This window comes from Pseudomonas oryzagri, from assembly GCF_020831405.1.
Classification (GTDB): Bacteria; Pseudomonadota; Gammaproteobacteria; order Pseudomonadales; family Pseudomonadaceae; genus Geopseudomonas; species Geopseudomonas oryzagri.
In genome coordinates this window covers 226,186-252,366 of sequence record NZ_JAJHPU010000017.1, presented here as the reverse complement: position 1 = coordinate 252,366, position 26,181 = coordinate 226,186, and the positions used below count along the sequence as shown (strand labels likewise).

At 67.4% G+C, this 26,181-nt stretch carries 27 protein-coding genes and 1 tRNA gene; 23 read left to right on the top strand and 5 right to left on the bottom strand.

Annotated elements, in window-relative coordinates; genetic code table 11:
* Nucleotides 1-5: 5 nt before the first annotated feature.
* From LMJ29_RS06385 to LMJ29_RS06370, 4 genes are all read right to left on the bottom strand, one after another.
* Complete coding sequence (locus tag LMJ29_RS06385; RefSeq protein WP_229604673.1) at nucleotides 6-500, bottom strand: RDD family protein; 495 nt, start codon at nucleotides 498-500, stop codon at nucleotides 6-8.
* Between the two features lie 66 nt (nucleotides 501-566).
* Nucleotides 567-653, bottom strand: a tRNA-Leu gene (locus LMJ29_RS06380).
* Between the two features lie 102 nt (nucleotides 654-755).
* Nucleotides 756-2,885, bottom strand: coding sequence for a phosphate acetyltransferase (gene pta / locus LMJ29_RS06375; RefSeq protein WP_229604672.1), 2,130 nt, complete (start codon nucleotides 2,883-2,885; stop codon nucleotides 756-758).
* Between the two features lie 142 nt (nucleotides 2,886-3,027).
* Nucleotides 3,028-4,215 (bottom strand): acetate kinase, encoded by a 1,188-nt coding sequence (locus LMJ29_RS06370; protein WP_229604671.1) that lies wholly within the window; start codon nucleotides 4,213-4,215, stop codon nucleotides 3,028-3,030.
* A 271-nt stretch (nucleotides 4,216-4,486) separates the two neighbouring features.
* On the opposite strand from LMJ29_RS06370, the gene queA reads away from it, so the two are divergent.
* The 5 genes from queA (at nucleotide 4,487) to secF (ending at nucleotide 9,894) form a co-directional block, all read left to right on the top strand.
* Nucleotides 4,487-5,542, top strand: a complete 1,056-nt coding sequence (gene queA / locus LMJ29_RS06365) for a tRNA preQ1(34) S-adenosylmethionine ribosyltransferase-isomerase QueA (protein ID WP_229604670.1) — start codon at nucleotides 4,487-4,489, stop codon at nucleotides 5,540-5,542.
* Nucleotides 5,543-5,547: 5 nt separating this feature from the next.
* Nucleotides 5,548-6,663, top strand: a complete 1,116-nt coding sequence (tgt, locus tag LMJ29_RS06360) for a tRNA guanosine(34) transglycosylase Tgt (protein WP_229604780.1) — start codon at nucleotides 5,548-5,550, stop codon at nucleotides 6,661-6,663.
* A 36-nt stretch (nucleotides 6,664-6,699) separates the two neighbouring features.
* Nucleotides 6,700-7,041, top strand: coding sequence for a preprotein translocase subunit YajC (yajC, locus tag LMJ29_RS06355; protein WP_229604669.1), 342 nt, complete (start codon nucleotides 6,700-6,702; stop codon nucleotides 7,039-7,041).
* Between the two features lie 62 nt (nucleotides 7,042-7,103).
* Nucleotides 7,104-8,966, top strand: a complete 1,863-nt coding sequence (gene secD, locus LMJ29_RS06350; RefSeq protein ID WP_229604668.1) for a protein translocase subunit SecD — start codon at nucleotides 7,104-7,106, stop codon at nucleotides 8,964-8,966.
* Between the two features lie 13 nt (nucleotides 8,967-8,979).
* Complete coding sequence (gene secF, locus LMJ29_RS06345; protein ID WP_229604667.1) at nucleotides 8,980-9,894, top strand: protein translocase subunit SecF; 915 nt, start codon at nucleotides 8,980-8,982, stop codon at nucleotides 9,892-9,894.
* A 112-nt stretch (nucleotides 9,895-10,006) separates the two neighbouring features.
* Here secF and suhB read toward each other — a convergent pair whose 3' ends face one another.
* The gene (gene suhB, locus LMJ29_RS06340; RefSeq protein WP_229604666.1) at nucleotides 10,007-10,822 is read right to left on the bottom strand and encodes an inositol monophosphatase family protein; all 816 of its coding nucleotides are present in this window, start codon (nucleotides 10,820-10,822) and stop codon (nucleotides 10,007-10,009) included.
* Nucleotides 10,823-10,953: 131 nt separating this feature from the next.
* On the opposite strand from suhB, the gene trmJ reads away from it, so the two are divergent.
* From trmJ to bamB, 18 genes are all read left to right on the top strand, one after another.
* On the top strand, nucleotides 10,954-11,727 hold the full coding sequence (gene trmJ, locus LMJ29_RS06335) for a tRNA (cytosine(32)/uridine(32)-2'-O)-methyltransferase TrmJ (protein ID WP_229604665.1): 774 nt from the start codon (nucleotides 10,954-10,956) through the stop codon (nucleotides 11,725-11,727).
* Nucleotides 11,727-12,536, top strand: coding sequence for a serine O-acetyltransferase (cysE, locus tag LMJ29_RS06330; protein WP_229604664.1), 810 nt, complete (start codon nucleotides 11,727-11,729; stop codon nucleotides 12,534-12,536). The genes trmJ and cysE overlap by 1 nt, the downstream gene beginning before the upstream one ends.
* Before the next feature lie 148 nt (nucleotides 12,537-12,684).
* Nucleotides 12,685-13,182 carry a Fe-S cluster assembly transcriptional regulator IscR gene (gene iscR, locus LMJ29_RS06325; RefSeq protein ID WP_229604663.1) on the top strand — a complete coding sequence of 166 codons (498 nt, stop codon included), beginning with the start codon at nucleotides 12,685-12,687 and terminating at the stop codon, nucleotides 13,180-13,182.
* 33 nt (nucleotides 13,183-13,215) lie between these two features.
* Nucleotides 13,216-14,430 carry an IscS subfamily cysteine desulfurase gene (locus LMJ29_RS06320; protein ID WP_229604662.1) on the top strand — a complete coding sequence of 405 codons (1,215 nt, stop codon included), beginning with the start codon at nucleotides 13,216-13,218 and terminating at the stop codon, nucleotides 14,428-14,430.
* 30 nt (nucleotides 14,431-14,460) lie between these two features.
* Nucleotides 14,461-14,847: a Fe-S cluster assembly scaffold IscU gene (gene iscU, locus LMJ29_RS06315; protein WP_229604661.1), complete on the top strand. Its 387-nt coding sequence runs from the start codon at nucleotides 14,461-14,463 to the stop codon at nucleotides 14,845-14,847.
* Nucleotides 14,848-14,865: 18 nt separating this feature from the next.
* Nucleotides 14,866-15,189, top strand: a complete 324-nt coding sequence (gene iscA, locus LMJ29_RS06310; RefSeq protein WP_229604660.1) for an iron-sulfur cluster assembly protein IscA — start codon at nucleotides 14,866-14,868, stop codon at nucleotides 15,187-15,189.
* Between the two features lie 8 nt (nucleotides 15,190-15,197).
* A complete protein-coding gene (gene hscB / locus LMJ29_RS06305; RefSeq protein WP_229604659.1) occupies nucleotides 15,198-15,716 on the top strand; it encodes a co-chaperone HscB in 519 nt (172 codons plus the stop codon).
* Between the two features lie 50 nt (nucleotides 15,717-15,766).
* Nucleotides 15,767-17,626 (top strand): Fe-S protein assembly chaperone HscA, encoded by a 1,860-nt coding sequence (gene hscA, locus LMJ29_RS06300; RefSeq protein WP_229604658.1) that lies wholly within the window; start codon nucleotides 15,767-15,769, stop codon nucleotides 17,624-17,626.
* Between the two features lie 3 nt (nucleotides 17,627-17,629).
* On the top strand, nucleotides 17,630-17,968 hold the full coding sequence (fdx, locus tag LMJ29_RS06295) for an ISC system 2Fe-2S type ferredoxin (protein ID WP_229604657.1): 339 nt from the start codon (nucleotides 17,630-17,632) through the stop codon (nucleotides 17,966-17,968).
* Between the two features lie 20 nt (nucleotides 17,969-17,988).
* A complete protein-coding gene (gene iscX, locus LMJ29_RS06290; protein WP_229604656.1) occupies nucleotides 17,989-18,189 on the top strand; it encodes a Fe-S cluster assembly protein IscX in 201 nt (66 codons plus the stop codon).
* A gap of 242 nt (nucleotides 18,190-18,431) precedes the next feature.
* Nucleotides 18,432-18,863 carry a nucleoside-diphosphate kinase gene (gene ndk, locus LMJ29_RS06285; protein ID WP_090211713.1) on the top strand — a complete coding sequence of 144 codons (432 nt, stop codon included), beginning with the start codon at nucleotides 18,432-18,434 and terminating at the stop codon, nucleotides 18,861-18,863.
* A gap of 24 nt (nucleotides 18,864-18,887) precedes the next feature.
* Nucleotides 18,888-20,036, top strand: a complete 1,149-nt coding sequence (gene rlmN / locus LMJ29_RS06280; protein ID WP_229604655.1) for a 23S rRNA (adenine(2503)-C(2))-methyltransferase RlmN — start codon at nucleotides 18,888-18,890, stop codon at nucleotides 20,034-20,036.
* 15 nt (nucleotides 20,037-20,051) lie between these two features.
* Nucleotides 20,052-20,816: a type IV pilus biogenesis/stability protein PilW gene (pilW, locus tag LMJ29_RS06275; RefSeq protein ID WP_229604654.1), complete on the top strand. Its 765-nt coding sequence runs from the start codon at nucleotides 20,052-20,054 to the stop codon at nucleotides 20,814-20,816.
* Complete coding sequence (locus LMJ29_RS06270) at nucleotides 20,813-21,907, top strand: RodZ domain-containing protein (protein ID WP_229604653.1); 1,095 nt, start codon at nucleotides 20,813-20,815, stop codon at nucleotides 21,905-21,907. Before pilW ends, LMJ29_RS06270 begins: the two co-directional genes overlap by 4 nt.
* 1 nt (nucleotide 21,908) lies before the next feature.
* The gene (gene ispG, locus LMJ29_RS06265; RefSeq protein ID WP_229604652.1) at nucleotides 21,909-23,018 is read left to right on the top strand and encodes a flavodoxin-dependent (E)-4-hydroxy-3-methylbut-2-enyl-diphosphate synthase; all 1,110 of its coding nucleotides are present in this window, start codon (nucleotides 21,909-21,911) and stop codon (nucleotides 23,016-23,018) included.
* A gap of 9 nt (nucleotides 23,019-23,027) precedes the next feature.
* Nucleotides 23,028-24,317 (top strand): histidine--tRNA ligase, encoded by a 1,290-nt coding sequence (hisS, locus tag LMJ29_RS06260; protein ID WP_229604651.1) that lies wholly within the window; start codon nucleotides 23,028-23,030, stop codon nucleotides 24,315-24,317.
* 28 nt (nucleotides 24,318-24,345) lie between these two features.
* On the top strand, nucleotides 24,346-24,990 hold the full coding sequence (locus tag LMJ29_RS06255) for a YfgM family protein (protein WP_229604650.1): 645 nt from the start codon (nucleotides 24,346-24,348) through the stop codon (nucleotides 24,988-24,990).
* Nucleotides 24,990-26,132 carry an outer membrane protein assembly factor BamB gene (gene bamB / locus LMJ29_RS06250; RefSeq protein ID WP_229604649.1) on the top strand — a complete coding sequence of 381 codons (1,143 nt, stop codon included), beginning with the start codon at nucleotides 24,990-24,992 and terminating at the stop codon, nucleotides 26,130-26,132. The genes LMJ29_RS06255 and bamB overlap by 1 nt, the downstream gene beginning before the upstream one ends.
* The last annotated feature ends 49 nt before the right edge of the window (nucleotides 26,133-26,181 follow it).

Below are 26,181 nucleotides of genomic sequence, written 5' to 3'. Positions count from 1 at the left end.
CGGCCTCAGCGCTTGCTGCGCTTGGGCAGCTGCACCACCACGCTTTCCGAGTAGCGGTCGTGCCAGGTGCGCTTGTCCTTGTCCCACAGCATCCACAGGTAGCCGAGGCCGAGGCACAGCCAGGAGGCGATGGCGACGAAGAAGCGCAGCAGCGCCTGCCACAGGTCGATGGCGCTGCCATCCGGGTTCTGCACGCGGATGCCCCACACCTGCATGCCGAGGGTCTGACCGTTGTGGGTCCAGAACTTGGCGAAAAAGGCGAACAGGCTGACCAGCATCAGGCTGGCGAGAATCGGGTCGACGTCGAGGGCGCCGGCCTGGGACAGCGCCATCAGCTCCTCGCCGCTGTAGACCAGGCGCAGGATGCCCTGCTGGTAGATCAGGCCGACCACCAGGAGCAGCGCCACACAGAGCAGGAAGTCGTAGAACATCGCCGCCAGGCGCCGAATCAGGCTGGCGGGGGGGAAATCGCCCGGCGGGCGCAGCTGGTGTTTGGGCATGGCAGGCTCGCTTGCAAGGATTTCAGGCGTAAAAAAACCCGCCTGAGCGGGTTTCTTCACTACGTTTGGTGCCCCGAAAGAGACTCGAACTCTTACGCTGTCGCCAGCGGCGGATTTTGAATCCGCTGCGTCTACCGATTCCGCCATCGAGGCAATGGCCGCGGAGTATAGGGATGCCGCCGGGTCCGGTCAATCAGCCCTTTGCCGCAGCGCGGATTCGGTCGCGGCGGGGCGCGACCGAATCCGTGGCAAGGCTTACGCCTCGATCAGCTCGCCCTTGGCGGCGGCCTTCTGCTCGGCCTGGCTGGCGGCCTGCAGGGCGGTGAGGGCGATGGTGAAGACGATGTCGTCCACCAGCGCGCCGCGCGACAGGTCGTTCACCGGCTTGGCCAGGCCTTGCAGCATCGGGCCGACGCTGATCACCGAGGCGCTGCGCTGCACCGCCTTGTAGGTGGTGTTGCCGGTGTTGAGATCCGGGAACACGAACACCGTGGCTTGCCCGGCGACCTTGCTGTTGGGCGCCTTCTGCTTGCCGACGCTGAGCACGGAAGCGGCGTCGTACTGCAGCGGGCCGTCGATCGGCAGGGCCGGACGACGTTCCTGGGCGATGCGGGTGGCTTCGGCGACCTTCTCCACCTCGGCGCCGGCACCGGAGGTGCCGGTGGAGTAGCTGATCATCGCCACGCGCGGCGAAACGCCGAGGGCCACGGCGGACTCGGCGCTCTGCAGGGCGATCTCGGCCAGCTCGGTGGCGCTCGGGTTGGGGTTGACCGCGCAGTCGCCGTAGACCAGCACCTGGTCGGGCAGCAGCATGAAGAACACCGAGGACACCAGGTTGTAGCCCGGCGCGGTCTTGATCAGCTGCAGGGCCGGGCGGATGGTGTTGGCGGTGGTGTGGACGGCGCCGGAGACCAGGCCGTCGACCTCGTCGAGGGCCAGCATCATGGTGCCCAGCACCACGGTGTCTTCCAGTTGCTGGCGCGCCTGCTCGGGCGTGAGGCCCTTGCTCTTGCGCATTTCGCACATCGGCGCGACGTAGCGCTCGGCGATGCTGGCCGGATCGATGACTTCCAGGCCGGCCGGCAGGGTGATGCCCTGCTCGCGGGCCACGGCGGCGACCGCCTCGGGCTTGGCCAGCAGCACGCAGCGGGCGATGCCGCGCTCCTGGCAGATGGCAGCGGCGCGCACGGTGCGCGGCTCGTCGCCTTCGGGCAGGACGATGCGCTTGTCGGCGTCCTGCGCGCGCTTGACCAGCTGGTAGCGGAAGGCCGCCGGCGACAGGCGCAGCTCGCGCGGCACGCTGCAGCGGGTGTGGAGGAATTCCGGGTGCAGGTGCTGGGCGATGAAGTCGGTCACCCGGGTGGCGCGCTCGATGTCGTCGGCCGGGGTTTCCTTGTTCAGGGCGTACAGGTTGGTGGCGGTATCGTAGGAACCGGTGGCCACGCTGAGCAGCGGCAGGCCGCCATCCAGGGCCGCCTTGCACAGGTCGAGGATGCGCTGGTCCGGAGTGAAGTCGCCGGTCAGCAGCAGGCCGGCCAGCTTGACGCCGTTGAGCGAGGCGAGGCTCGCTGCGAGGATGATGTCGTCGCGATCGCCCGGGGTCACCAGCAGTACGCCCGGCTGCAGCAGGTGAACCATGTTCGGCACGGTGCGCGCGCCGAGGATGATCCTGCCGACGCGGCGCTGCTCGGCTTCGCCGGCGTTCAGCACGTTGGCGCCGAGCAGGTCGGCGACGTCGCGGGTGCGCAGGGCGTTCAGTTCCTCGGCGAACGGGACGGCGCCGAGCAGTTGGAAGTCGCTGCTGCCGAGCAGGGGCAGGTTGGCCTTGAGGCTGTCGACGAAGGCCGGCAGGCCCTCGGCGCTCTTGACCTTGTTGAGCACCACGCCGAGCACCTTGGCGTCCTTGGCGCCGCCGAACTGCTGGGCGGTGATCTCGATGCGCTCGGCCAGCTGCTTGACGCCGTCGCTGCCCTGGGCGGCGACCAGGATGATCTCGGCGTCCAGGCTCTTGGCCAGGTGGGTGTTCAGGCGCGAGGCGTAGTCGGTTTCGCGGGTCGGCAGCATGCCTTCGACGATCACCACGTCCTTGCCGGCGGCGGCCTGCTGGTAGCGGCTGACCACGTCTTCGAGGACCAGGTCGAGTTCGCCGCTGGCCAGCTGGCGGTCCACCTGGGCGAGCGGCAGCGGTTCGGGGGAAGCCAGGCCGAGGGTGCGCTGGATCAGGGTGCTGGAGCGCTCGAGGCCCTGGTCGCCGGGCAGCGGCTGGGCGATCGGCTTGAAGAAGCCGACCTTCAGGCCGGCGTGCTCGAGGGCACGGATCAGGCCGAGGCTGATGGAGGTGAGACCGACGCCGAAACCGGTGGGGGCGAGGAACAGAGTGTGCATGGTTTCTCCTGGGGGGAGCTAGGTGCTCAGACTGTGGAATGCGGGGCGCAGGGGGCGATCAGGACGACAAAACCCGACGCCGGGATGGCAGTCGGGTTTCGGCGGCAGGTCATGTTCCGTCCTGCATACGGAGTCGGCTGGCTCAGGCGTCGAGCAGCGCGAGGGTGTCGAGGGCGATCTGGCGCTCCTCGTTGGTCGGCACGACCAGGATGCGCGGGCTGCCCGCGGCCTGGATCTCGCCGGCCACGCCGCGGGTGCAGCGGGCGTTGGCCTCGGCGTCGACCTTGAAGCCGAGCAGCTTGAGGTGCGCCAGGGTGCGCTCGCGCACCACGGCGGAGTTCTCGCCGATGCCGCCGGTGAACACCAGGCCGTCCAGCTGCTCGAGGGCGCAGCCCATGGCGGCCAGCGACTTGGCCAGGCGGTAGCAGAACACTTCGAAGGCCAGGGTGGCACCCGGGTGGCCGGCCTGGCGGGCTTCGGTCAGGGTGCGCATGTCGTTGGACAGGCCGGACAGACCCTTCAGGCCGCTCTCCTTGTTGAGCATGGCGTCGATCTTGCTCAGCTCCCAGCCCAGGGTGTTGTGCAAGAAGTTGTGCAGGCTCGGATCGACGTCGCCGCTGCGGGTGCCCATCACCAGGCCTTCCAGCGGGGTCAGGCCCATGCTGGTGTCGCGGCTCTCGCCGTTGACCACGGCGCAGGTCGAGCAGCCGTTGCCCAAGTGAGCGACCAGCCAGCTGCTGTTCTCCACCGGCAGGCCGGCCAGTTCGGCGGCGCGCTTGCTGACATAGCGGTGGCTGGTGCCGTGGAAGCCGTAGCGGCGCACGCCGTATTCCTTGTAGAGCAGGTCCGGCACGGCGTAGCGGTAGGCGTGCTCCGGCATGCTCTGGTGGAAGGCGGTGTCGAACACGCCGACCTGGGGCAGCTCGGGGAACAGATTCATGGCGGCATGGATGCCGCTCAGGTTGGCCGGGTTGTGCAGCGGGGCCAGCTGGATGTTGGCCTCGATGCCGGCCAGGGTGTCGCCGTTGAGCAGGGTGGAGGCGAAGAACTTCTCGCCGCCGTGCACCACGCGATGGCCGATGCCGTCCAGGTGGCCGCCGGCGGCTTCCTCGACGCGCGGCAGGATCTGGGCCAGCGCCGCCTGGTGGTCGGCATCCGGTACGCTCAAGCTTTCCTTGCCGGCGGCGTTCTCGAAGTGGATGACGGCTTCGGGGCTGCCGAGACGTTCGGCAAGGCCCTGCAGCGGAAAGCTGCTCTGCGCTTCGTTCACCAGGGCGAACTTGATGGACGAGCTGCCGCAGTTGATCACCAGAATATTGCGGGCGGACATGAGAGGGCTCCTGAAAATGTCGCGAGGGGACCACGCGCGTGCGGTCACCTCAAAGCTAACTTCTTATGGTTGGGGTGCCCGGCGTTCTTGTGGAACATGGACTAATCAGGGATGTCGGTATCCTGACACGGGGGATTTGCTACCGCCGTTCTTCTTTAGTCGAATCAAAACCCCCGACAAGTAGGGGGTTTACCGGACCCTGGCGAAGGTCCGTCGCGTGGCGGCTGGAGTGCATTTCCGGTAAGCTGTGCGGCCCTTCGAGAGTCCCCCGATGCGTGTTGCAGACTTCCATTTCGAGCTTCCCGACCGGCTGATCGCGCGCCACCCGCTGGCCGAGCGCCGCGCCAGCCGCCTGCTGGTGCTGGACGGCCCGAGCGGCGAGCTCAGCCACCGCCAGTTCCCCGACCTGCTGGAGTACCTGCGCCCCGGCGACCTGATGGTGTTCAACGACACCCGGGTGATCCCGGCGCGCCTGTTCGGCCACAAGGACTCCGGCGGCAAGCTGGAGATCCTCGTCGAACGCCTGCTCGACGAGCGGCGCGTGCTGGCCCACGTGCGCGCCAGCAAGTCGCCCAAGCCGGGCAGCCTGATCCATATCGACGGCGGCGGCGAAGCGCAGATGCTGGCGCGCCACGACGCGCTGTTCGAGCTGCGCTTCAATGAGCCGGTGCTGGTGCTGCTCGAGCGCGTCGGCCACATGCCGCTGCCGCCGTACATCGACCGCCCCGACGAGGCCGCCGACCGCGAGCGCTATCAGACCGTCTACTCGGATCGCGACAAGGCCGGTGCGGTGGCCGCGCCGACCGCCGGCCTGCACTTCGACGACGCCCTGCTGGCGGCGATCCGCGAGAAAGGCGTGGACACCGCCTTCGTCACCCTGCACGTCGGTGCCGGCACCTTCCAGCCGGTGCGCGTCGAGCGCATCGAGGACCACCACATGCACAGCGAGTGGCTTGAGGTCGGCCAGGACGTGGTGGACGCGGTCAACGCCTGCAAGGCGCGCGGCGGCCGGGTCGTCGCGGTGGGCACCACCAGCGTGCGCTCGCTGGAGTCCGCCGCCCGCGATGGGGTGCTGAAACCCTTCAGCGGCGACACCGACATCTTTCTCTACCCCGGGCGGCCGTTCCATGTGGTCGACGCCCTGGTCACCAACTTCCACCTGCCCGAGTCCACCCTGCTCATGCTGGTCGCCGCCTTCGCCGGCTACCCAGAGACCATGGCTGCCTACCGCGCGGCGGTGGCCGGGGACTACCGCTTCTTCAGCTACGGCGACGCCATGTTCATCACCCGCAATCCCGCCCCGCGCGGCCCCGAGGAAACCCGATGAGTCACATGTCCTTCGAGCTGCTGGCCACCGACGGCAAGGCCCGTCGCGGCCGCCTGACCTTCCCCCGCGGGGTGGTCGAGACGCCGGCGTTCATGCCGGTGGGCACCTACGGCACGGTCAAGGGCATGCTGCCGCGCGACATCGAGGAGATCGGCGCGCAGATCATCCTCGGCAACACCTTCCACCTGTGGCTGCGTCCGGGCACCGAGGTGATCAAGAAGCACGGCGACCTGCACGACTTCATGCAGTGGAAGGGGCCGATCCTCACCGATTCCGGCGGCTTCCAGGTGTTCAGCCTGGGCGCCATGCGCAAGATCAAGGAGGAGGGCGTGTACTTCGCCTCGCCGGTGGACGGCGCCAAGGTGTTCATGGGCCCCGAGGAGTCCATGCAGGTGCAGCGCGACCTGGGCTCCGACATCGTGATGATCTTCGACGAGTGCACGCCCTATCCGGCCGACGTCGACACCGCGCAGCGCTCCATGGAGCTGTCGCTGCGCTGGGCCAAGCGCTCGAAGATCGCCCACGAGGGCAATCCCTCGGCGCTGTTCGGTATCGTCCAGGGCGGCATGCACGAGGAACTGCGCCTGCGCTCGCTGGAAGGCCTGCTGGAAATCGGCTTCGACGGCCTGGCCATCGGCGGCCTGTCGGTGGGCGAGCCCAAGGAGGACATGATCCGCATCCTCGACTTCCTGCCGCCGCAGCTGCCGGCGGACAAGCCGCGCTATCTGATGGGCGTCGGCAAGCCGGAGGATCTGGTCGAGGGCGTGCGCCGCGGCGTCGACATGTTCGACTGCGTGATGCCCACCCGCAACGCGCGCAACGGCCACCTGTTCACCGAAACCGGGGTGATCAAGATCCGCAACGCGGTGCACAAGCACGACGATTCCTCGCTGGACCCGGCCTGCGACTGCTACACCTGTCGCAATTTCTCGCGCGCCTACCTCCACCATCTGGATAAATGCGGCGAAATGCTGGGTAGCATGCTGAATACCATTCACAATTTGCGACATTATCAGCGTCTGATGGCCGGTTTGCGCGACGCCATTGCCCAAGGTACATTGGCCGCCTTTGTCGCCGGCTTCTACGCGCGACGCGGCCTGCCGGTGCCCCCGCTGGACTGATTCGATCCTTACCAGACCTCGCAACAGGAGTAGTACATGAGCTTTCTGATCTCCGTCGCCCACGCCGCCGATGCGGCCGCTCCGGCCGGTGCTCCGCCGGGCGGCGAGTACATGCAGTTCCTGATGCTGGCCGGCTTCGTGGTCATCTTCTATCTGATGATCTGGCGTCCGCAGTCCAAGCGTGCCAAGGAACACAAGAACCTGATCGGCGGCCTGCAGAAGGGCGACGAGGTGGTGACCTCCGGTGGCATCGCCGGCAAGGTGGTCAAGGTCGCCGACGACTTCGTCGTGCTCGAGGTGTCCGACACCGTCGAGCTGAAGATCCAGAAGATGGCCATCGCCGCCGCACTGCCCAAGGGCACCCTGAAGGCGATCTGAGTCTCCATCTCTACCTATCGACGGGGCGCGCAAGGCGCCCCGCGTTCTGAACGGGCTGTGTCATGCTCAACAAGTATCCCCTGTGGAAATATCTGCTGATCCTCGTGGTACTCGGGATCGGCTTCATCTATTCCGCGCCCAACCTGTATCCCGACGATCCGGCCATCCAGCTCACCGGTGCCAGCACCGCGCTGAAGATCGAGCAGGCCGACCTCGGCCGCGCCGAGCAGGCGCTCAAGACCGCCGGCATCGCGCTCAAGGCCGCCAATCTGACCGACAAGGGCGCGCTGCTGCGTCTGACCCGTCAGGAAGACCAGTTGCCGGCGCAGGAAGCGGTGCGCCGCGCCCTCGGCGACGACTACGTGGTGGCCCTCAACCTGGCGCCGACCACCCCCGATTGGCTGCGCAAGCTGGGCGCCAGTCCGATGAAGCTCGGTCTTGACCTGTCCGGCGGCGTGCATTTCCTGCTCGAAGTGGACATGGACAAGGCGCTCGTGGCGCGCCTGAACGTCTACGAAGGCGAAGTGAAGAGCCTGCTGCGCAAGGAGCGCGTGCGCTACCGCTCGCTGCCGGTGCAGGACGGCGCCATCCAGCTCGGCTTCACCGACGAGGCAACCCTGAGCGAAAGCGAAGCGCTGATCCGCAAGACCTACACCGAATTCGACCTGCAGCGTAGCGAGCGCAACGATCTGCAGGTGCTGCGTCTCTCCCTGACGCAGGCCAAGCTGGCGGAAATCCGCGAGTACTCGATCAAGCAGAACCTCACCACCGTACGCAACCGCGTCAACGAGCTGGGCGTGGCCGAACCGCTGGTGCAGCGCCAGGGCGCCAACCGCATCGTGGTCGAGCTGCCCGGCGTGCAGGACACCGCCGAGGCCAAGCGGATCCTCGGCAAGACCGCCAACCTCGAGTTCCGCCTGGCCGCCGACGCCAGCGCCTCGCGCGCCAGCTCCGAGAGCTTCGGCTTCCGTCAGGAAGGCCGCCCGCCGGTCGACCTGGAGCGCGGCGTGATCATCACCGGCGACCAGGTCACCGACGCCCAGGCCAGCTTCGACGAGAACGGCCGCCCGCAGGTCAACATCCGCCTCGATGGCCACGGCGGCGAGCTGATGAACCGCGCCACCCGCAGCAACGTCGGCCGCAGCATGGCGGTGGTGTTCATCGAGCAGAAGCCGGTGACCCGCTACGTCAAGCAGATGGTCGACGGCGTGGAGAAGGAAGTGCCGGTCTCCGCGTTCAAGGAGGAGAAGCAGATCATCAGCCTGGCGACCATCCAGTCGCCGCTCGGCAACAGCTTCCGCATCACCGGCCTGGACGGCCCCGGCGAGTCTTCCGAGCTGGCCCTGCTGCTGCGCGCCGGCGGTCTGGCAGCGCCGATGTACTTCGCCGAGGAACGCACCATCGGCCCGAGCCTGGGTGCCGACAACATTGCCAAGGGTATCGATGCCTCGATCTGGGGCATGGTCTTCGTGTCGCTGCTGATCATCGGCATCTATCGCTTCTTCGGCATCCTGGCGACCGTCGCCCTGGCCTTCAACATGGTGCTGCTGCTGGCGCTGATGTCGGCGCTGGGCGCGACCCTGACCCTGCCGGGTATTGCCGGTATCGTGCTGACCATGGGTATGGCGGTGGACGCCAACGTGCTGATCTACTCGCGTATCCGTGAGGAAATCGCCAACGGCATGTCGGTGCAGCGCGCCATCCACGAGGGCTTCGACCGTGCCTACACGGCGATCCTCGACTCCAACCTGACCACCCTGCTGGTCGGCGGCATCCTGTTCGCCATGGGCAGCGGCCCGATCAAGGGCTTCGCCGTGACCATGTCGCTGGGTATCGTCACCTCGATGTTCACCGCCATCATGGTGACCCGTGCGATGGTCAACCTGATCTTCGGCGGGCGCGACTTCAAGAAGCTGTGGATCTAAGGGGCAGCCAGTCATGAAACTTGGAACTATCAACTTCATGGGCGTGCGCAATGTCGCGTTCGCCCTGACCATGATCCTGACCCTGATCGCCCTCGGCAGCTGGTTCACCAAGGGCTTGAACTTCGGTCTGGACTTCACCGGCGGCAGCCAGATCGAGCTGAGCTACGAGCGTCCGGCCGACCTCGGTCAGGTGCGCGAGCAACTGGCCGCGGCCGGCTACGGCGACGCGGTGGTGCAGAGCTTCGGCGCCACCACCGACGTGGTGGTGCGCCTGCAGGGCGACGATCCGCAGCTGGGCAACAAGGTGGCCGCGGCGTTGCAGGCGGCCAACGGCGGCAACCCGCTGAAGGTGAAGAAGGTCGAGTACGTCGGCCCGGCGGTGGGCGAGGAGCTGCGCGACCAGGGTGGCCTGGGCATGCTGCTGGCTCTGGGCGGCATCCTGGTCTACGTCGGTTTCCGCTTCCAGTGGAAGTTCGCCGTCGGCGCGATTCTCTCCCTGGTGCACGACGTGGTGGTGACCATGGGCATCCTGTCGTTCTTCCAGATCACCTTCGACCTGACGGTGCTGGCGGCGGTGCTGGCCATCATCGGTTACTCGCTGAACGACACCATCGTGGTGTTCGACCGGGTGCGCGAGAACTTCCGTGTGCTGCGCAAGGCCAGTCTGATCGAGAACATCAACATCTCGACCACCCAGACCCTGCTGCGCACGATGGTCACCTCGCTCTCCACCCTGCTGGCGATCGCCGCCCTGCTGCTGTTCGCCGGCGACAACCTGTGGGGCTTCTCCATCGCGCTGTTCGTCGGCGTGCTGGCCGGTACCTACTCGTCGATCTACATCGCCAACGTGGTGCTGATCTGGCTGAGCCTGACCACCGAGGACCTGATCCCGCCGGTGGTCGAGGATGCGGCGGACGGACGTCCGTAACGTATCGCTCGCCAATGAAGAAAGCGCCTGCGGGCGCTTTTTTCATGCCCCGCTTCTGGCGGGCAATAAAAAACCCGGCGCAACGGCCGGGTTTTCGGGGCGACTGCCGGAATCAGCGCTTGAGCGCCGGCGGCAGATGCGGCTGGATGGCGGTCAGCACCGCCTTGAAGCACTTGGTGTTGCCGGCGACGACGTGGCCCTTCTCGAGGAACTCGTGGCCGCCGGTGAAGTCGCTGACCAGACCGCCGGCTTCCTGCACCAGCAGCGCGCCCGCCGCCATGTCCCACTCGGATAGGCCGAACTCCCAGTAGGCGTCGAAGCGCCCGGCGGCGACGTAGGCGAGGTCCAGGCTGGCGGCGCCGGCGCGGCGGATGCCGGCGGTCTGGCCGACCAGGCTGCGGAACATGCCCAGATAGCTGTCCAGGTGGTCGAGCTGGCTGTCGCGGAACGGGAAGCCGGTGCCGAGCAGGGCGCCTTCCAGGCCCTTGCGGTTGCTGACGCGGATGCGCTTGCCGTTGACGGCGGCGCCGCGGCCGCGGCTGGCGGTGAACTCTTCCTGGCGGATCGGATCGAGGACCACGGCGTGTTCGACGCGGCCGCGGTATTTGCAGGCGATGCTGACGGCGAAGTGCGGCAGGCCGTGGATGAAGTTGGTGGTGCCGTCCAGCGGGTCGATGACCCACAGGTAGTCGGCGCCTTCGCCGCTGCCCGGCTGCAGGCCGCTTTCCTCGGCGAGGATGCCGTGGTTGGGATAGGCCTTGCGCAACACGCTGATGATGGTCTGCTCGGCGGCGCGGTCGACCTCGGTCACGTAGTCCTTGGCATCTTTCTCGTTGACCGAGAGCACATCCAGGCGTTCGACCGAGCGGAAGATGAGTTCGCCGGCACTGCGGGCCGCGCGCAGCGCGATATTCAGCATGGGCTGCATGGAAGGTTCACCTGGGCTGTTAAAGAAAGCCGAACATTCTAACAGAAAAGCGGGGGGCATGAAGGGCGCGTGGCGCCGGCGGCGGGGCTTGGGTAAGATTCGTCTCCTTTTTCAGGGGTGGGAGAGCGAACGTGCTCGACAGGATTCGCGTGGTGCTGGTCAACACCAGCCATCCGGGCAATATCGGCGGTACGGCGCGGGCGATGAAGAACATGGGGCTGTCGCGCCTGGTGCTGGTGCAGCCGGAGGAGTTTCCCAGCGGCGAAGCCAACGCGCGGGCCTCCGGCGCCACCGACATTCTCGAGGCGGCGGTGGTGGTCGACAGCCTGGAGGAGGCGCTGGCCGGCTGCAACCTGGTGCTTGGCACCAGCGCGCGCGACCGGCGCATTCCCTGGCCGCTGCTCGACCCGCGCGAGTGCGCCCAGCACAGCCTCGAGCATGTCAAGCTGGGCGGCGAGGTGGCCCTGGTGTTCGGCCGCGAGTACGCCGGGCTGACCAACGAGGAGCTGCAGCGCTGTCAGTTCCACGTGCACATCCCGTCCAACCCCGAGTTCAGCTCGCTGAATCTGGCCACCGCCGTGCAGGTGCTGGCCTACGAGGTGCGCATGGCCTGGCTGGCGCTGCAGGGCCAGCCGACCAAGGTGGAAAAGCTGGAAACCACCGCCATGCTCGACGCGGTGCCGGTCACCGCCGACGAACTGGAGCGCTTCTACGCGCACCTCGAGCAGACCCTGGTGGAGATCGACTTTCTCGATCCGGAAAAACCGCGCCACCTGATGGCCCGTCTGCGCCGCCTGTACGGGCGCTCCGGGGTCAGCAAGCTGGAAATGAACATCCTGCGCGGTATCCTCACAGAAACTCAGAAGGCAGCCCGTGGCGAGCTGCACAAGCGGAGACATGATTGATGTTCGAGCGCATGCGAGAAGACGTGCAGAGCGTATTCCATCGCGATCCGGCGGCGCGCAATACCCTGGAGGTGCTGATCTGCTACCCCGGCCTGCACGCGATGTGGCTGCACCGGGTCGCGCACTGGCTGTGGTGCGCCGACTGGAAACTGCTGGCGCGCCTGGTGTCGCACCTCAGCCGCTGGCTGACCGGCATCGAGATCCATCCGGGGGCGAGGATCGGCCGGCGCTTCTTCATCGATCACGGCATGGGCATCGTCATCGGCGAGACCGCCGAGATTGGCGACGACGTCACCCTCTACCACGGCGTGACCCTGGGCGGCACCAGCTGGAACAAGGGCAAGCGTCATCCAACCCTGGAGGACGGCGTGATCGTCGGCGCCGGGGCGAAGATCCTCGGCCCGTTCACCGTCGGTGCCGGCGCCAAGATCGGCTCCAACGCCGTGGTCACCCGGGCGGTGCCGGCCGGCGCCACCGCGGTGGGCATTCCCGGGCGAATCATCACCAAGGGTGACGACGAGCAGGAAGCGCGGCGCAAGGCGATGGCCGAGAAGATCGGTTTCGACGCCTACGGCGTCAGCCAGGACATGCCGGACCCGGTGGCGCAGGCCATCGGCCAGCTGCTCGATCACCTGCATGCGGTCGACGATCGCCTGGAGGGCATGTGCACGGCGCTGACCGCGCTGGGCAGCGACTACTGCGCGAAGAAGCTGCCGGAGCTGCGCAACGAGGATTTCGCCGGCGTCAAGCCGCAGGACAGCGAGATAACCGACGAGGCTGTTCCGGCGGCGCCACGCCACCACGATTGAGATGCGCGCGCGGGGGAACTGCTATAAGATCCCCCGCGTTCCCGACGTGCCCGTCTTTTCCGAGTGAAATACTCGGTCTTTTAGTTGACTGCTTTACTCGGAAAATTGCATACTCCATGCACTTTCCGAACCATCGCGGTACCAGCCCATGCGACTGACCACCAAAGGCCGTTACGCCGTGACTGCCATGCTCGACCTTGCGCTGCACGCGCAGGGCGGGCCGGTGTCCCTCGCCGACATCTCCGAGCGGCAGGGCATTTCCCTGTCCTATCTCGAACAGCTGTTCGCCAAGCTCCGTCGTGGCAGCCTGGTCAGCAGCGTGCGCGGCCCCGGCGGCGGCTATCAGCTGTCGCGCGACATGGCCAGCATCGACGTGGCCCAGGTGATCGACGCGGTCAACGAGTCGGTCGACGCCACCCGTTGCCAGGGCAACGGCGGCTGCCACGAGGGCGATGTCTGCCTGACCCACCACCTGTGGTGCGGCCTAAGCGATCGTATCCACGAATTCCTCAGCGGCATCAGCCTCGCCGACCTGGTCCAGCGCCAGGAAGTGCAGAGCGTTGCCCAGCGCCAGGACCAGCGTTGCCACTCGCATGGCAAGCTGTCGCCCCAGCTTGAAAAGATCGAAGCGTCCGCCATCGATTGATGCAGCGTGCGCCAGCCTGACAGGAGAGACCTGATGAAATTGCCGATCTACCTGGATTATTCCGCGAGCACGCCGGCCGATCCGCGCGTGGCGCAGAAGATGTGCGAGTGCCTGACCATGGATGGCAACTTCGGCAACCCGGCCTCGCGCTCGCACCTGTTCGGCTGGAAAGCCGAGGAGGCGGTGGAAAACGCTCGTCGTCAGGTGGCCGAGCTGGTCAATGCCGACCCGCGCGAGATCGTCTGGACCTCCGGCGCCACCGAGTCCGACAACCTGGCGATCAAGGGTGTCGCACACTTCTACGGCGGCAAGGGCAAGCACATCGTCACCTCGAAGATCGAGCACAAGGCGGTGCTGGACACCACCCGCCAGCTCGAGCGCGAAGGCTTCGAGGTCACCTACCTGGAGCCGGGCGAAGACGGCATCGTCACCCCGGCGATGGTCGAGGCGGCGCTGCGCGACGACACCATCCTGGTCTCGGTCATGCACGTCAACAACGAGATCGGCACCGTCAACGACATCGCCGCCATCGGCGAGCTGACCCGCGCCCGCGGCATCCTGTTCCATGTCGACGCCGCCCAGTCCACCGGCAAGGTGGAGATCGACCTGGAGAAGCTGAAGGTCGACCTGATGTCCTTCTCCGCGCACAAGACCTACGGTCCCAAGGGGATCGGCGCCCTCTACGTGCGCCGCAAGCCGCGCGTGCGCCTCGAGGCGCAGATGCACGGCGGCGGCCACGAGCGTGGCATGCGCTCCGGCACCCTCGCCACCCACCAGATCGTCGGCATGGGCGAGGCCTTCCGTATCGCCAAGGAAGAGATGGCCGCCGAGAACGTGCGCATCAAGGCCCTGGCCGATCGCTTCCTGGCCCACCTGGAAGGCATGGAAGAGGTCTACCTCAACGGCAGCGCCACGGCGCGCGTGCCGCACAACCTCAACCTCAGTTTCAACTACGTCGAGGGCGAGTCGCTGATCATGGCGCTCAAGGACCTCGCCGTGTCCTCCGGCTCGGCCTGCACCTCGGCCTCCCTGGAGCCGTCCTACGTGCTGCGCGCCCTGGGCCGCAACGACGAGCTGGCGCACAGTTCGATCCGCTTCACCTTCGGGCGCTTCACCAGCGTGGAAGAGGTCGACTACGCCGCCGCCAAGGTGCGCGAGGCGGTGACCAAGCTGCGCGAGCTGTCGCCGCTGTGGGACATGTTCAAAGAAGGCGTCGACCTGTCCAAGGTCGAGTGGCAGGCGCACTGACGCCGTATCGATTCAGCGAGGAATACCGCCATGGCATACAGCGACAAGGTCATCGACCACTACGAAAATCCGCGCAACGTCGGCAAGATGGACGCCGAGGATCCCAACGTCGGCACCGGCATGGTCGGCGCCCCGGCCTGCGGCGACGTGATGCGCCTGCAGATCAAGGTCAGCGACGACGGCGTAATCGAAGACGCCAAGTTCAAGACCTACGGTTGCGGTTCGGCGATCGCCTCCAGCTCCCTGGCCACCGAGTGGATGAAGGGCAAGACCCTGGACGAGGCCGAGTCGATCAAGAATACCGAGCTGGCCGAGGAACTGGCCCTGCCGCCGGTGAAGATCCACTGCTCGGTGCTCGCCGAGGACGCCATCAAGGCGGCCGTGCGCGACTACAAGCAGAAGAAAGGTTTGCTCTGAGTATCTGAGGAGTCGGTAATGGCCATCAGCATGACCGAAGCCGCCGCGCAGCACGTGCGGCGCTCGCTGGAAGGGCGGGGCAAGGGCGAGGGCATTCGCCTCGGGGTGCGTACCACCGGTTGTTCCGGTCTGGCCTACGTGCTGGAGTTCGTAGACGAGCTGGCGCCCGAGGATCTGGTATTCGAGAGCTTCGGCGTCAAGGTGATCATCGACCCGAAGAGCCTGTCCTACCTGGATGGCACCGAACTCGACTTCACCCGCGAGGGGTTGAACGAAGGCTTCAAGTTCAACAACCCCAACGTGCGCAGCGAGTGCGGCTGCGGCGAAAGCTTCAACGTCTGAGGCGCGCGGTGAGTACCTGCCACTTCGCCCTGTTCGATCTGCAGCCGGCGTTCGCCATCGACCTCGACCAGCTCGCCGTGCGCTACCGCGAGCTGGCGCGGGAGACCCATCCCGACCGCTTCGCCGACGCCGCGCCGCGCGAGCAGCGCCAGGCGCTGGAGCGTGCCGCCCAGCTCAACGACGCCTACCAGACGCTGAAGAGTCCCAGTCGCCGGGCCCTGTACCTGCTCGCCCTGCGCGGCGAGCACCTGCCGCTCGAGGCCACGGTGCAGGACCCCGAGTTTCTCCTCCAGCAGATGATGCTGCGCGAGGAGCTGGAGGAGTTGCAGGACAGCGCCGATCTGGCCGGCGTCGCCGTCTTCAAGCGCCGCCTGAAGGCTGCCCAGGCGGAGCTGGAGCAGGGCTTCGCCGCCTGCTGGGACCGGCCCGCCGAGCGCGAGCAGGCCGAACGCTTGATGCGCCGTATGCAGTTCCTCGACAAACTGGCCCTTGAGGTGCGCGAGCTGGAAGAGCGCCTCGACGATTAACCCGCACCGTCCGCCGGCATGCCGGGGGCGGGCCCGATACTGCGAAGATCATGGCTCTACTGCAGATTGCCGAACCGGGGCAGAGCCCCCAGCCGCACCAGCGTCGCCTGGCGGTGGGGATCGACCTTGGCACCACCAACTCCCTGGTCGCCGCCATGCGCAGCGGTCTGGCCACGCCGCTGCCGGACGCGCAGGGGCGGGTCATCCTGCCTTCCGCGGTGCGCTATCTGGCCGACGGCGTCGAGGTCGGCCATGCCGCCGTGGCGGCCGCCGCCAGCGACCCGCTGAACAGCATCATCTCCGTCAAGCGCCTGATGGGGCGCGGCCTCGCCGACGTCAAGCAGCTCGGTGCGCAACTGCCCTACCGCTTCGTCGCCGGCGATTCGCAGATGCCCTTCATCGACACCGTGCAGGGGGCGAAGAGCCCGGTGGAGGTTTCCGCCGACATCCTGCGCGTGCTGCGCGAGCGCGCCGAGGCGAGCCTGGGCGGGCAACTGGTCGGCGCGGTGATCACCGTGCCCGCCTATTTCGACGACGCCCAGCGCCAGGCCACCAAGGACGCCGCGCGTCTGGCCGGGCTCAACGTGCTGCGCCTGCTCAACGAGCCGACCGCCGCGGCGGTGGCCTACGGCCTCGACAAGGGAGCCGAGGGGGTGGTCGCCATCTATGACCTGGGCGGCGGCACCTTCGACATTTCCATCCTGCGCCTGACCCGCGGCGTGTTCGAGGTGCTGGCCACCGGCGGCGACAGCGCCCTGGGCGGCGACGACTTCGACCACGCCATCGCCGGCTGGCTCATCGAGCAGGCCGGGCTGTCCGCCGACCTCGATCCGGGCGCCCAACGCCACCTGCTGCAGGTCGCCTGCGCTGCCAAGGAGGCGCTGACCGACGCCGACAGCGTCACCCTCGCTTATGGTGACTGGTCCGGCACGCTGGACCGCGCGCAGTTCGCCGCGCTGATCGAGCCGCTGCTCGCCCGCAGTCTCAAGGCCTGCCGCCGCGCCGTGCGCGACGCCGGCATCGAGCTCGACGAGGTCGAGGCGGTGGTCATGGTCGGCGGCTCGACCCGCGTTCCGCGCGTGCGCGAGGCGGTCGGCGAGCTGTTCGGCCGCACCCCGCTGACCGACCTCGATCCCGACCAGGTGGTGGCCCTCGGCGCCGCCATCCAGGCCGACGCCCTGGCCGGCAACCAGCAGGGCGAGGAACTGCTGCTGCTCGACGTGATCCCGCTGTCGCTCGGCCTGGAGACCATGGGCGGGCTGATGGAGAAGGTCATCGCGCGCAACACCACCATCCCGGTGGCGCGCGGCCAGGAGTTCACCACCTACAAGGATGGCCAGACGGCCATGATGATCCACGTGCTGCAGGGCGAGCGCGAGCTGGTCAGCGACTGTCGTTCGCTGGCGCGCTTCGAGCTGCGCGGCATTCCGCCGATGGTCGCGGGCGCGGCGAAGATCCGCGTGACCTACCAGGTCGACGCGGATGGTCTGCTCAGCGTCTCCGCCCGCGAGCTCGGCTCGGGGGTCGAGGCCAGCATCCAGGTCAAGCCGTCCTACGGCCTGAGCGACAGCGAAATCGCTCGCATGCTGCAGGACTCCTTCGCTCACGCCGGCGACGACAAGGCTGCGCGCGCCCTGCGCGAGCAGCAGGTGGAAGCCGAGCGTCTGCTCGAGGTGGTGCAGGCCGCCCTCGCCGCCGACGGCGAGCGTCTGCTCGACGCCGAGGAGCGCGCGGTCATCGACCACGAGATGCAGCAGCTGCGTGAGCTGGCCGCCGGCAGCGATGTCGGCGCGATCGAGCGGCAGGCCCGCCGTCTCAGCCAGGTCACCGATGCATTCGCCGCCCGGCGCATGGACGCCGGCATCAAGGCCGCCCTGACCGGGCGACAGCTCAACGAAATCGAGGAATAAGCCATGCCGCAGATCGTCTTCCTGCCCAACGACGAACATTGCCCGGAAGGGGCGGTGGTCGAGGCGCAGACCGGCGAAACCATCATCGAGGCGGCGCTGCGCAACGGCATCGACATCGAGCACGCCTGCGAGATGTCCTGCGCCTGCACCACCTGCCATGTGGTCGTCCGCGAGGGCTTCTCCAGCCTGGAGGCGTCCGACGAGCTGGAGGATGACATGCTCGACAAGGCCTGGGGCCTGGAGCCGGAGTCGCGGCTGTCCTGCCAGGCCCGCGTCGGCGACACCGACCTGGTGGTGGAGATCCCGCGCTACACCATCAACCAGGTGTCGGAAAAACACTGACCGTCGCCGCGAGGAGCGCCATGAGCCTGAAATGGACCGATGTGCTGGAGATCGCCATCCAGCTGGCCGAGAGCAAGCCGGAGGTCGATCCGCGCTACGTCAACTTCGTCGACCTGCACACCTGGGTGATGGCGCTGCCCGAGTTCGCCGATGACCCGCAGCGCGGTGGCGAGAAGGTGTTGGAAGCCATCCAGAGCGCCTGGATCGAAGAGCTCGACTGAGCCCGCAGCGCGCGGGGCCATCGCCCGCGCGCCCCACCTTGCGTCGTTACGCGTAGGAGCCTGTCCCGCCGGCTTCTCCGGCGAAGCCCCGACGACGACCGCCCTGTGCGGCGGTACGCATTTCCCGCGAACCCGCGTATAATCCGCCGGTTCAATTTATCGGACCCCTTGTGCAGTGCCGCCGATCGCCGGAGGCGCCGTGCAAGGGGTTAACTTTCAACCCTGCCCACCGGAGTTTTTCCATGGCCCTGCAACGCACCTTCTCCATCATCAAGCCCGACGCCGTTGCCAAGAACGTGATCGGCGAAATCACCACCCGCTTCGAGAAGGCCGGCCTGCGCGTCGTCGCTTCCAAGATGGTCCAGCTGTCCGAGCGCGAAGCCGCCGGCTTCTACGCCGAGCACAGCGAGCGTGGCTTCTTCAAGGACCTGGTGGCCTTCATGACCTCCGGTCCGGTCATCGTCCAGGTTCTGGAAGGCGAAGACGCCGTCCTGAAGAACCGCGAACTGATGGGCGCCACCAACCCGAAGGAAGCCGCTGCCGGCACCATCCGCGCCGACTTCGCCGTGTCCATCGACGAGAACGCCGTGCACGGTTCCGACTCCGAGGCTTCCGCTGCCCGCGAGATCGCCTACTTCTTCTCCGCTACCGAGCTGTGCAACCGCATCCGCTAAGCGGGCAGCGGTGAGGGTGAATCCATGACCGAGACCACCGGCAAAGTGAACCTGCTGGGCCTGACCCAGCCGCAACTGGAACAGTTCTTCGAGGCCATCGGCGAGAAGCGCTTCCGGGCCGGCCAGGTGATGAAATGGATTCACCACTTTGGCGCCGAAGACTTCGACGCCATGACCAATCTCGGCAAGGCCCTGCGCGAAAAGCTCAAGGCCTGTGCCGAGATCCGCGGTCCCGAGATCGTCAGCCAGGACATCTCCAGCGACGGCACCCGCAAGTGGGTGGTGCGCGTGGCGTCCGGCAGCTGCGTCGAGACCGTGTACATCCCGCAGGGCGGCCGCGGCACCCTGTGCGTGTCCTCGCAGGCCGGCTGCTCGCTGGACTGCAGCTTCTGCTCGACCGGCAAGCAGGGCTTCAACAGCGACCTGACCTCGGCGGAGATCATCGGCCAAGTGTGGATCGCCAACAAATCCTTCGGCACCGTACCGGCCAAGATCGACCGCGCCATCACCAACGTGGTGATGATGGGCATGGGCGAGCCGCTGCTGAATTTCGACAACGTGGTCGCCGCCATGAACATCATGATGGACGACCTCGGCTACGGCATCTCCAAGCGCAAGGTGACCCTGTCTACCTCGGGCGTGGCGCCGATGATCGACGAGCTGGCCAAGGTGATCGACGTGTCCCTGGCGCTGTCGTTGCACGCGCCCAACGACGAGCTGCGCAACCAGCTGGTGCCGATCAACCGCAAGTATCCGCTGGCCGTGGTGCTCGACGCCTGCAAGCGCTATATCGCAGGGCTGGGCGAGAAGCGCGTGCTCACCGTGGAATACACCCTGCTCAAGGATGTGAACGATCAGCCCGAGCATGCTGCGCAGATGATCGCACTCCTCAAGAATTTTCCTTGCAAGATCAATTTGATTCCGTTTAATCCGTTCCCCCACTCCGGTTACGAACGGCCCAGCAACAACGCCATTCGCCGCTTCCAGGATCTGCTGCACCACGCCGGGCACAATGTCACCGTGCGCACCACGCGCGGCGAGGACATCGACGCCGCCTGCGGGCAGCTGGTCGGTCAGGTGATGGACCGTACGCGTCGCAGCGAGCGCTACATTGCCGTGCGCCAGTTGGACAGCGAAGGCGACCAGCCCCGTTCGACCGCATCTGGAAACTGACGAGGGAGTCTGTGCATGCTGTTGCGAACCACCACGATCCTGTTGCTGGGCGCCCTGCTGGGCGGCTGTGTATCCACCGGCCCGCAGGATCCGATGAAGACCGAGGAGGGGCGCAAGGCGGCGCGTGACGCCTACGTCCAGCTCGGCATCGGCTACCTGCAGAAGGGCAGCCCCAGCCAGGCCAAGGTACCCTTGAAGAAGGCCCTGGAAATCAACGGTTCCGATGCCGACGCCCATGCGGCCCTGGCCCTGGTGTTCCAGGCCGAGAAAGAGCCCAAGCTGGCCGACGAGCACTACCGTCAGGCGCTGTCCTCCCGTCCGAACGACGCGCGCATCCTCAATAACTACGGCAGCTTCCTGTTCGAGCAGCAGCGCTACGCCGAGGCCTACCAGCGCTTCCAGCAGGCCGCCGAAGACAACCTCTACGTCGAGCGCCCACGCGTGTTCGAGAACCTCGCCCTGACCTCGCTGCGGATGAACCAGCGCCAGCAGGCCATGGAACATTTCGACAAGGCGCTGCGCCTGGACCGCAACCGTCCGCGCGCCCTGCTGGAAATGGCCCAGCTGTCCTTCGAGGACCGACAGTACGTGCCGGCGCGCGGCTACTACGAGCGCTTCCTGGCCCTGAAGGGGCCGCAGGACGCCCGCAGTCTGCTGCTCGGCGTGCGCCTGGCCAAGGTCTTCCAGGATCGCGACCGGGCCGCCAACTACGGTATGCAGCTGCAGCGCCTGTACCCCGGCACGGCTGAATACCAGCAATACCTCGCGGAGCAAAAATGAGCATGTCGCACAGCGAAGCCGTCGCCGCGCAACCGCGTGGCAATCCGGGTGAAACCCTGCGCCTGGCGCGGGAGAAGAAGGGCTGGCAGGTGGCCGAGGTGGCCGGCCAGCTCAACCTGAGCCCGCAGTCGCTGGCCCAACTGGAGGCCGGCGAGTTCGAGCGCCTGCCGGGTCATACCTTCGCCCGCGGCTACGTGCGTGCCTACGCCAAGCTGCTCGGTCTGGACCAGCTGGCGCTGGTCGAGGCCTTCGATCGCTGTACCGGCACCGACGCCACCGGCAGTACCGTGCAGAGCCTCGGCCGCATTCCCGAGCCGCTGCGCCTGTCGCGCACCGTGCTGCGTCTGGTCAGCGCCGTGTTGCTGCTCCTGCTGTTGCTGCTCGGCTACTTCTGGTGGCAGGAGCGTCCGGAGCGTCTGGCCGACCTTGGCGCGTTCGGCCTCAAGCACATCGAGGTGGAAAGCGCCGACGGCACCACCGAGGTGCATCCGCTGGACGAGCCGGAAGACCAGGCGGTGGCCGAAGCCCTGCAGGGCGGCGAGCAGGCTCCGCTCGAGCTCGCTCCGGCCGAGGCGGGCCAGCCTCAGGCGGACGGCCAGGCTGTCGCACCGAGCGCCGAAGCCGCCCCGGTCGCCGCTGCGCCGGCAACCTCAGTCGCCGTGCCGCTGCCGGGTAGCGCTCTGCCGCCGGCCGCCACCGCGGTGGTGCCAACCCCGAGTGCCGCGCTGCCGAACGTCGCGCCCGCTGAACCGGCGACCCCGGTAGCAGCGGTGGCGCCCGCAGCGCCGGCAGCGGAGGCCGCACCCGCTGTCGCGCCGAGCGAGCCGGCTCCGGCCGTCCGCGAAGGAGAGGGGCTGGTCCAGGTGAGCTTCACCGCCGACTGCTGGGTCCAGGTTACCGATGCCAACGGTCGTGTGCTCACCAGCACCGTCAAGCATGCCGGCGAGACCCTGCAGATCGCCGGCAAGGCGCCGCTCGAACTGCGCCTGGGCAACGCCCGGGTCGCGCAGGTGAGTTACAACGGCGCAGTGGTCGAGCACCGCAAGAACATGACTGCCAGCGGCACCGCCCGCGTCAATCTGGGCCAGTAAGATGCACTGCCATTCCCCGATTTCGCGCCGCAAGTCGCGGCAGATCCGCGTCGGTTCCGTACTGGTCGGCGGCGATGCGCCGATTTCCGTGCAGAGCATGACCAACACCGACACCTGCGACGTGGCCGCCACCGTGGCGCAGATCCGCCGCCTGGAAGACGCCGGCGCCGATATCGTGCGCGTTTCGGTGCCGGACATGGATGCCGCCGAGGCCTTTGGCCGGATCAAGCAGCAGGCCCGGGTGCCGCTGGTCGCCGACATCCACTTCGACTACAAGATCGCCCTGCGCGTCGCCGAGCTGGGCGTCGACTGCCTGCGCATCAACCCGGGCAATATCGGCCGGGAAGATCGGGTGAGGGCGGTGGTCGACGCCGCCCGCGACAAGGGCATCCCGATCCGCATCGGCGTCAACGCCGGCTCGCTGGAAAAGGACCTGCAGAAGAAGTACGGCGAGCCGACCCCCGAGGCGCTGGTGGAGTCCGCCCTGCGTCACGTCGACTTCCTCGACAAGCTGGATTTCCAGGACTTCAAGGTCAGCGTCAAGGCTTCCGACGTGTTCATGGCGGTCGGCGCCTACCGCCTGCTCGCCGGGCAGATCGAGCAGCCGCTGCACTTAGGGATAACCGAGGCCGGCGGCCTGCGTTCCGGCACCGTGAAGTCGGCGGTTGGTCTGGGCATGCTGCTCGCCGAAGGCATCGGCGACACCATCCGCGTATCGCTGGCCGCCGATCCGGTCGAGGAGATCAAGGTCGGCTTCGACATCTTGAAGTCGCTGCGCCTGCGCTCGCGCGGCATCAACTTCATCGCCTGCCCGAGCTGCTCGCGGCAGAACTTCGACGTGGTGAAGACCATGAACGAGCTGGAGAGCCGCGTCGAGGACTTGCTGGTGCCGCTCGACGTCGCGGTGATCGGCTGCGTGGTCAACGGCCCGGGCGAGGCCAAGGAGGCCCACGTCGGCCTCACCGGCGGCACGCCCAACCTGGTCTACATCGACGGCAAGCCGGCGCACAAGCTGAACAACGACAACCTGGTGGACGAGCTGGAGAAGCTGATCCGCCAGAAGGCGGCGGAGAAGGCTGCGGCCGACGCCAGCCTGATCGCCCGCAGTTAAGGAATCCGCGTGAGCAAGAACATCCAGGCCATCCGTGGCATGAACGACATCCTGCCGGAGCAGACCCCGCTCTGGCGCTATCTCGAGAACAGCGTCGCCGGCCTGCTCGACGGCTACGGCTACCGGCAGATCCGCATGCCGATCGTCGAGTTCACCGATCTGTTCAAGCGCTCGATCGGCGAGGTCACCGACATCGTCGAGAAGGAGATGTACACCTTCGACGACCGCAACGGCGACTCGCTGACCCTGCGCCCGGAAGGCACCGCCTCCTGCGTGCGCGCGGTGCAGGAACACGGCCTGATCGGCGGCGGCCAGCCGCAGAAGCTGTGGTACATCGGCCCGATGTTCCGCCACGAGCGCCCGCAGAAGGGTCGCTATCGCCAGTTCCACCAGATCGGCGTGGAGCTGTTCAACTTCGACGGCCCGGACGTCGACGCCGAACTGATCGTGCTGACCTGGCGCCTGTGGGGCGTACTGGGCATCCGCGACGCGGTGCAGCTGGAGCTCAACAGCCTGGGCAGCAGCGACGACCGTGCGCGCTACCGCGAGGCGCTGGTCGAGTACCTTTCTGCGCGCTTCGAGCAGCTGGATGAAGACAGCCAGCGGCGCCTGTCCAGCAACCCGCTGCGCATCCTCGACAGCAAGAACCCGGACACCCAGGCCCTGCTGGTCGACGCGCCGAAGCTGGCCGACTACCTCGGCGAGGAATCCCGTGTGCACTTCGCGGGCCTCACCGCCCGCCTGGATGCCGCCGGCATCCCCTACGTGCTCAATCCCAAGCTGGTGCGCGGCCTCGACTACTACGGCAAGACCGTGTTCGAGTGGACCACCGACCAGCTCGGCTCGCAGGGCACCGTGTGCGCCGGCGGCCGCTACGACGGCCTGGTCGAGCAGCTCGGCGGCAAGCCGACCCCGGCGGTGGGCTTCGCCATGGGCGTCGAGCGCCTGGTGCTGCTGATCGAGACCCTCGGCAAGGTGCCGGCCGAACTGGCCCGTCAGGTCGACGTCTATGTGGCCGCCTTCGGCGACGCCGCCGAGCTGGCCGCGTTGCAGCTCTCCGAGCGACTGCGCGACGCCGTGCCGGGTCTGCGTCTGGTGGTCAACGCTGGCGCCGGCAGTTTCAAGAGCCAGCTGAAGAAGGCCGACAAGAGCGGCGCGCTGTTCGCCCTGATCCTCGGCGAGGACGAGTTGAACCAGCAGGTGGTCGGCGTCAAGCCGCTGCGCGGCGACGCCGCCCAGCAAACCATTGCCTGGGATGCGCTGCCCGCGCATCTCGCGGCTTGCCTGGCGCAAGCCTGAACCTGAACAGATCTAGGGAGTGACCGCGGTGACCTCGCGTACCGAAGAAGAAGAACTGGCGGCGATCAGGGATTGGTGGCAGCGCAACGGCAAGCCGTTGCTCACCGGTGGCGCGTTGGCCCTGGCCGGCGTATTCGGCTGGCAGGCCTGGCAGAACCATCAGAACAGCCAGGCCTACGGCGCCTCGGCGCTCTACCAGCAGCTGGTGGAAGTCACCCTCAACAATCCGGCCGAAGTGGATGCCGCCAAGGCCAGCGAACTGGCCGGCAAGTTGGGCAAGGACTTCGCCGGCAGCCACTACGCGCAGTACGCCAGCCTGCTGCTGGCCCGCGTGGCGGTGGACAACGGTCGTCTCGACGACGCTGCCGCCGAGCTGCGCAAGGTGCTCGACAAGCCCGCCGACGCCCCTCTGGGCGAAGTCGCCCGCCAGCGCCTGGCGCGCGTGCTCGCCGCCCAGGGCAAGACCGAGGAGGCGCTGGCCCTGGTCGCCGGCGAAGCCGCCGCGGCCTTCGTTGCCAGCCGCGAGGAACTGCGTGGCGACCTGCTGGCCAAGCTGGGCCGCAAGGCCGAGGCACGCAGCGCCTATGAGAAGGCGCGCGCCGCGATGCCGCAGGACGGCGGCCTGGGTGCGCTGCAGATCAAGCTGGACGACTTGGCCGACGGGGAGGCCTGATGATGCGCTGGATTCATGCGGTAATGCTGGCCTCGGCGGTGCTCGCCAGCGGCTGCAGCAGCACGGGCAGCAAGGAGCTGCCGCCGGCCGAACTCGGCAAGTTCAGCGAGGAGGTCGAGCTGCAGAAGCAGTGGAGCCGTTCCATCGGCGAGGGCCAGGGCGAGAGCTGGAACCAGCTGGAGCTGGGCGCCGAGGGCGACACCCTGTTCGCCGCCGATGTCGAAGGCCTGGTGATGGCGATGAACCGCGAGAGCGGTGACGTACTGTGGGAAACCGAGCTGGACAAGCCGGTGTCCGGCGGGGTCGGGGTCGGCTACGGCCTGGTCCTGGTCGGCACGCTCAAGGGGGAGGTGATCGCCCTCGACAGCGTCAACGGCGAGGTCAAGTGGCGCGCCCGCGTCGGCAGCGAGGTGCTCTCCGCGCCGGCCAGCAACGGCGACGTGGTGGTGGTGCAGACTCAGGACGACCATCTGGTCGCCCTCGACGCCGCCAGCGGCGAGCGCCGCTGGATCTACGAAAGCACGCCGGCGGTGCTGACCCTGCGCGGCACTGGCGCGCCGGTGGTGACCAACCGCCTGGTGGTGGCCGGCCTGTCCAACGGCAAGGTGATCGCCCTCGACGCCCAGCGCGGCATCCCGGTCTGGGAGCAGCGCGTCGCCGTGCCGCAGGGCCGTTCCGAACTGGAGCGCATGGTGGACATCGACGGTGGCCTGCTGCTGTCCGGCGGCACCCTCTACGTGGTGACCTACCAGGGCCAGCTGGCCGCGCTCGATCTGCAGAGCGGCCGGCCGCTGTGGCAGCGCCAGGCGTCCAGCTACGTCGGCGTCGCCCTGGGCTTCGGCAACGTCTACCTCAGCCAGGCCGGCGGCACCGTCGAGGGTATCGACGAACGCTCGACTTCGGCGCTGTGGAGCAACGAATCCCTGGCCCGTCGCCAGTTGACCACGCCGGCGGTGTTCTCCAGCAACGTGGCGGTGGGCGACCTGGAAGGCTACCTGCACCTGCTGAGCCAAGTGGACGGCCGCTTCGTCGGTCGCGTGCGCGTCGACAGCGACGGCCTGCGCGCCCGCCCGCTGGTGGTCGGCGACTGGCTGTACGCCTACGGCAACAGCGGCAAACTGGTGGCCTACACCATTCGCTGAGGCACCGCCGGGAGGCGGTGCGTAACCTATACCGGCCGCTGCATCTAGA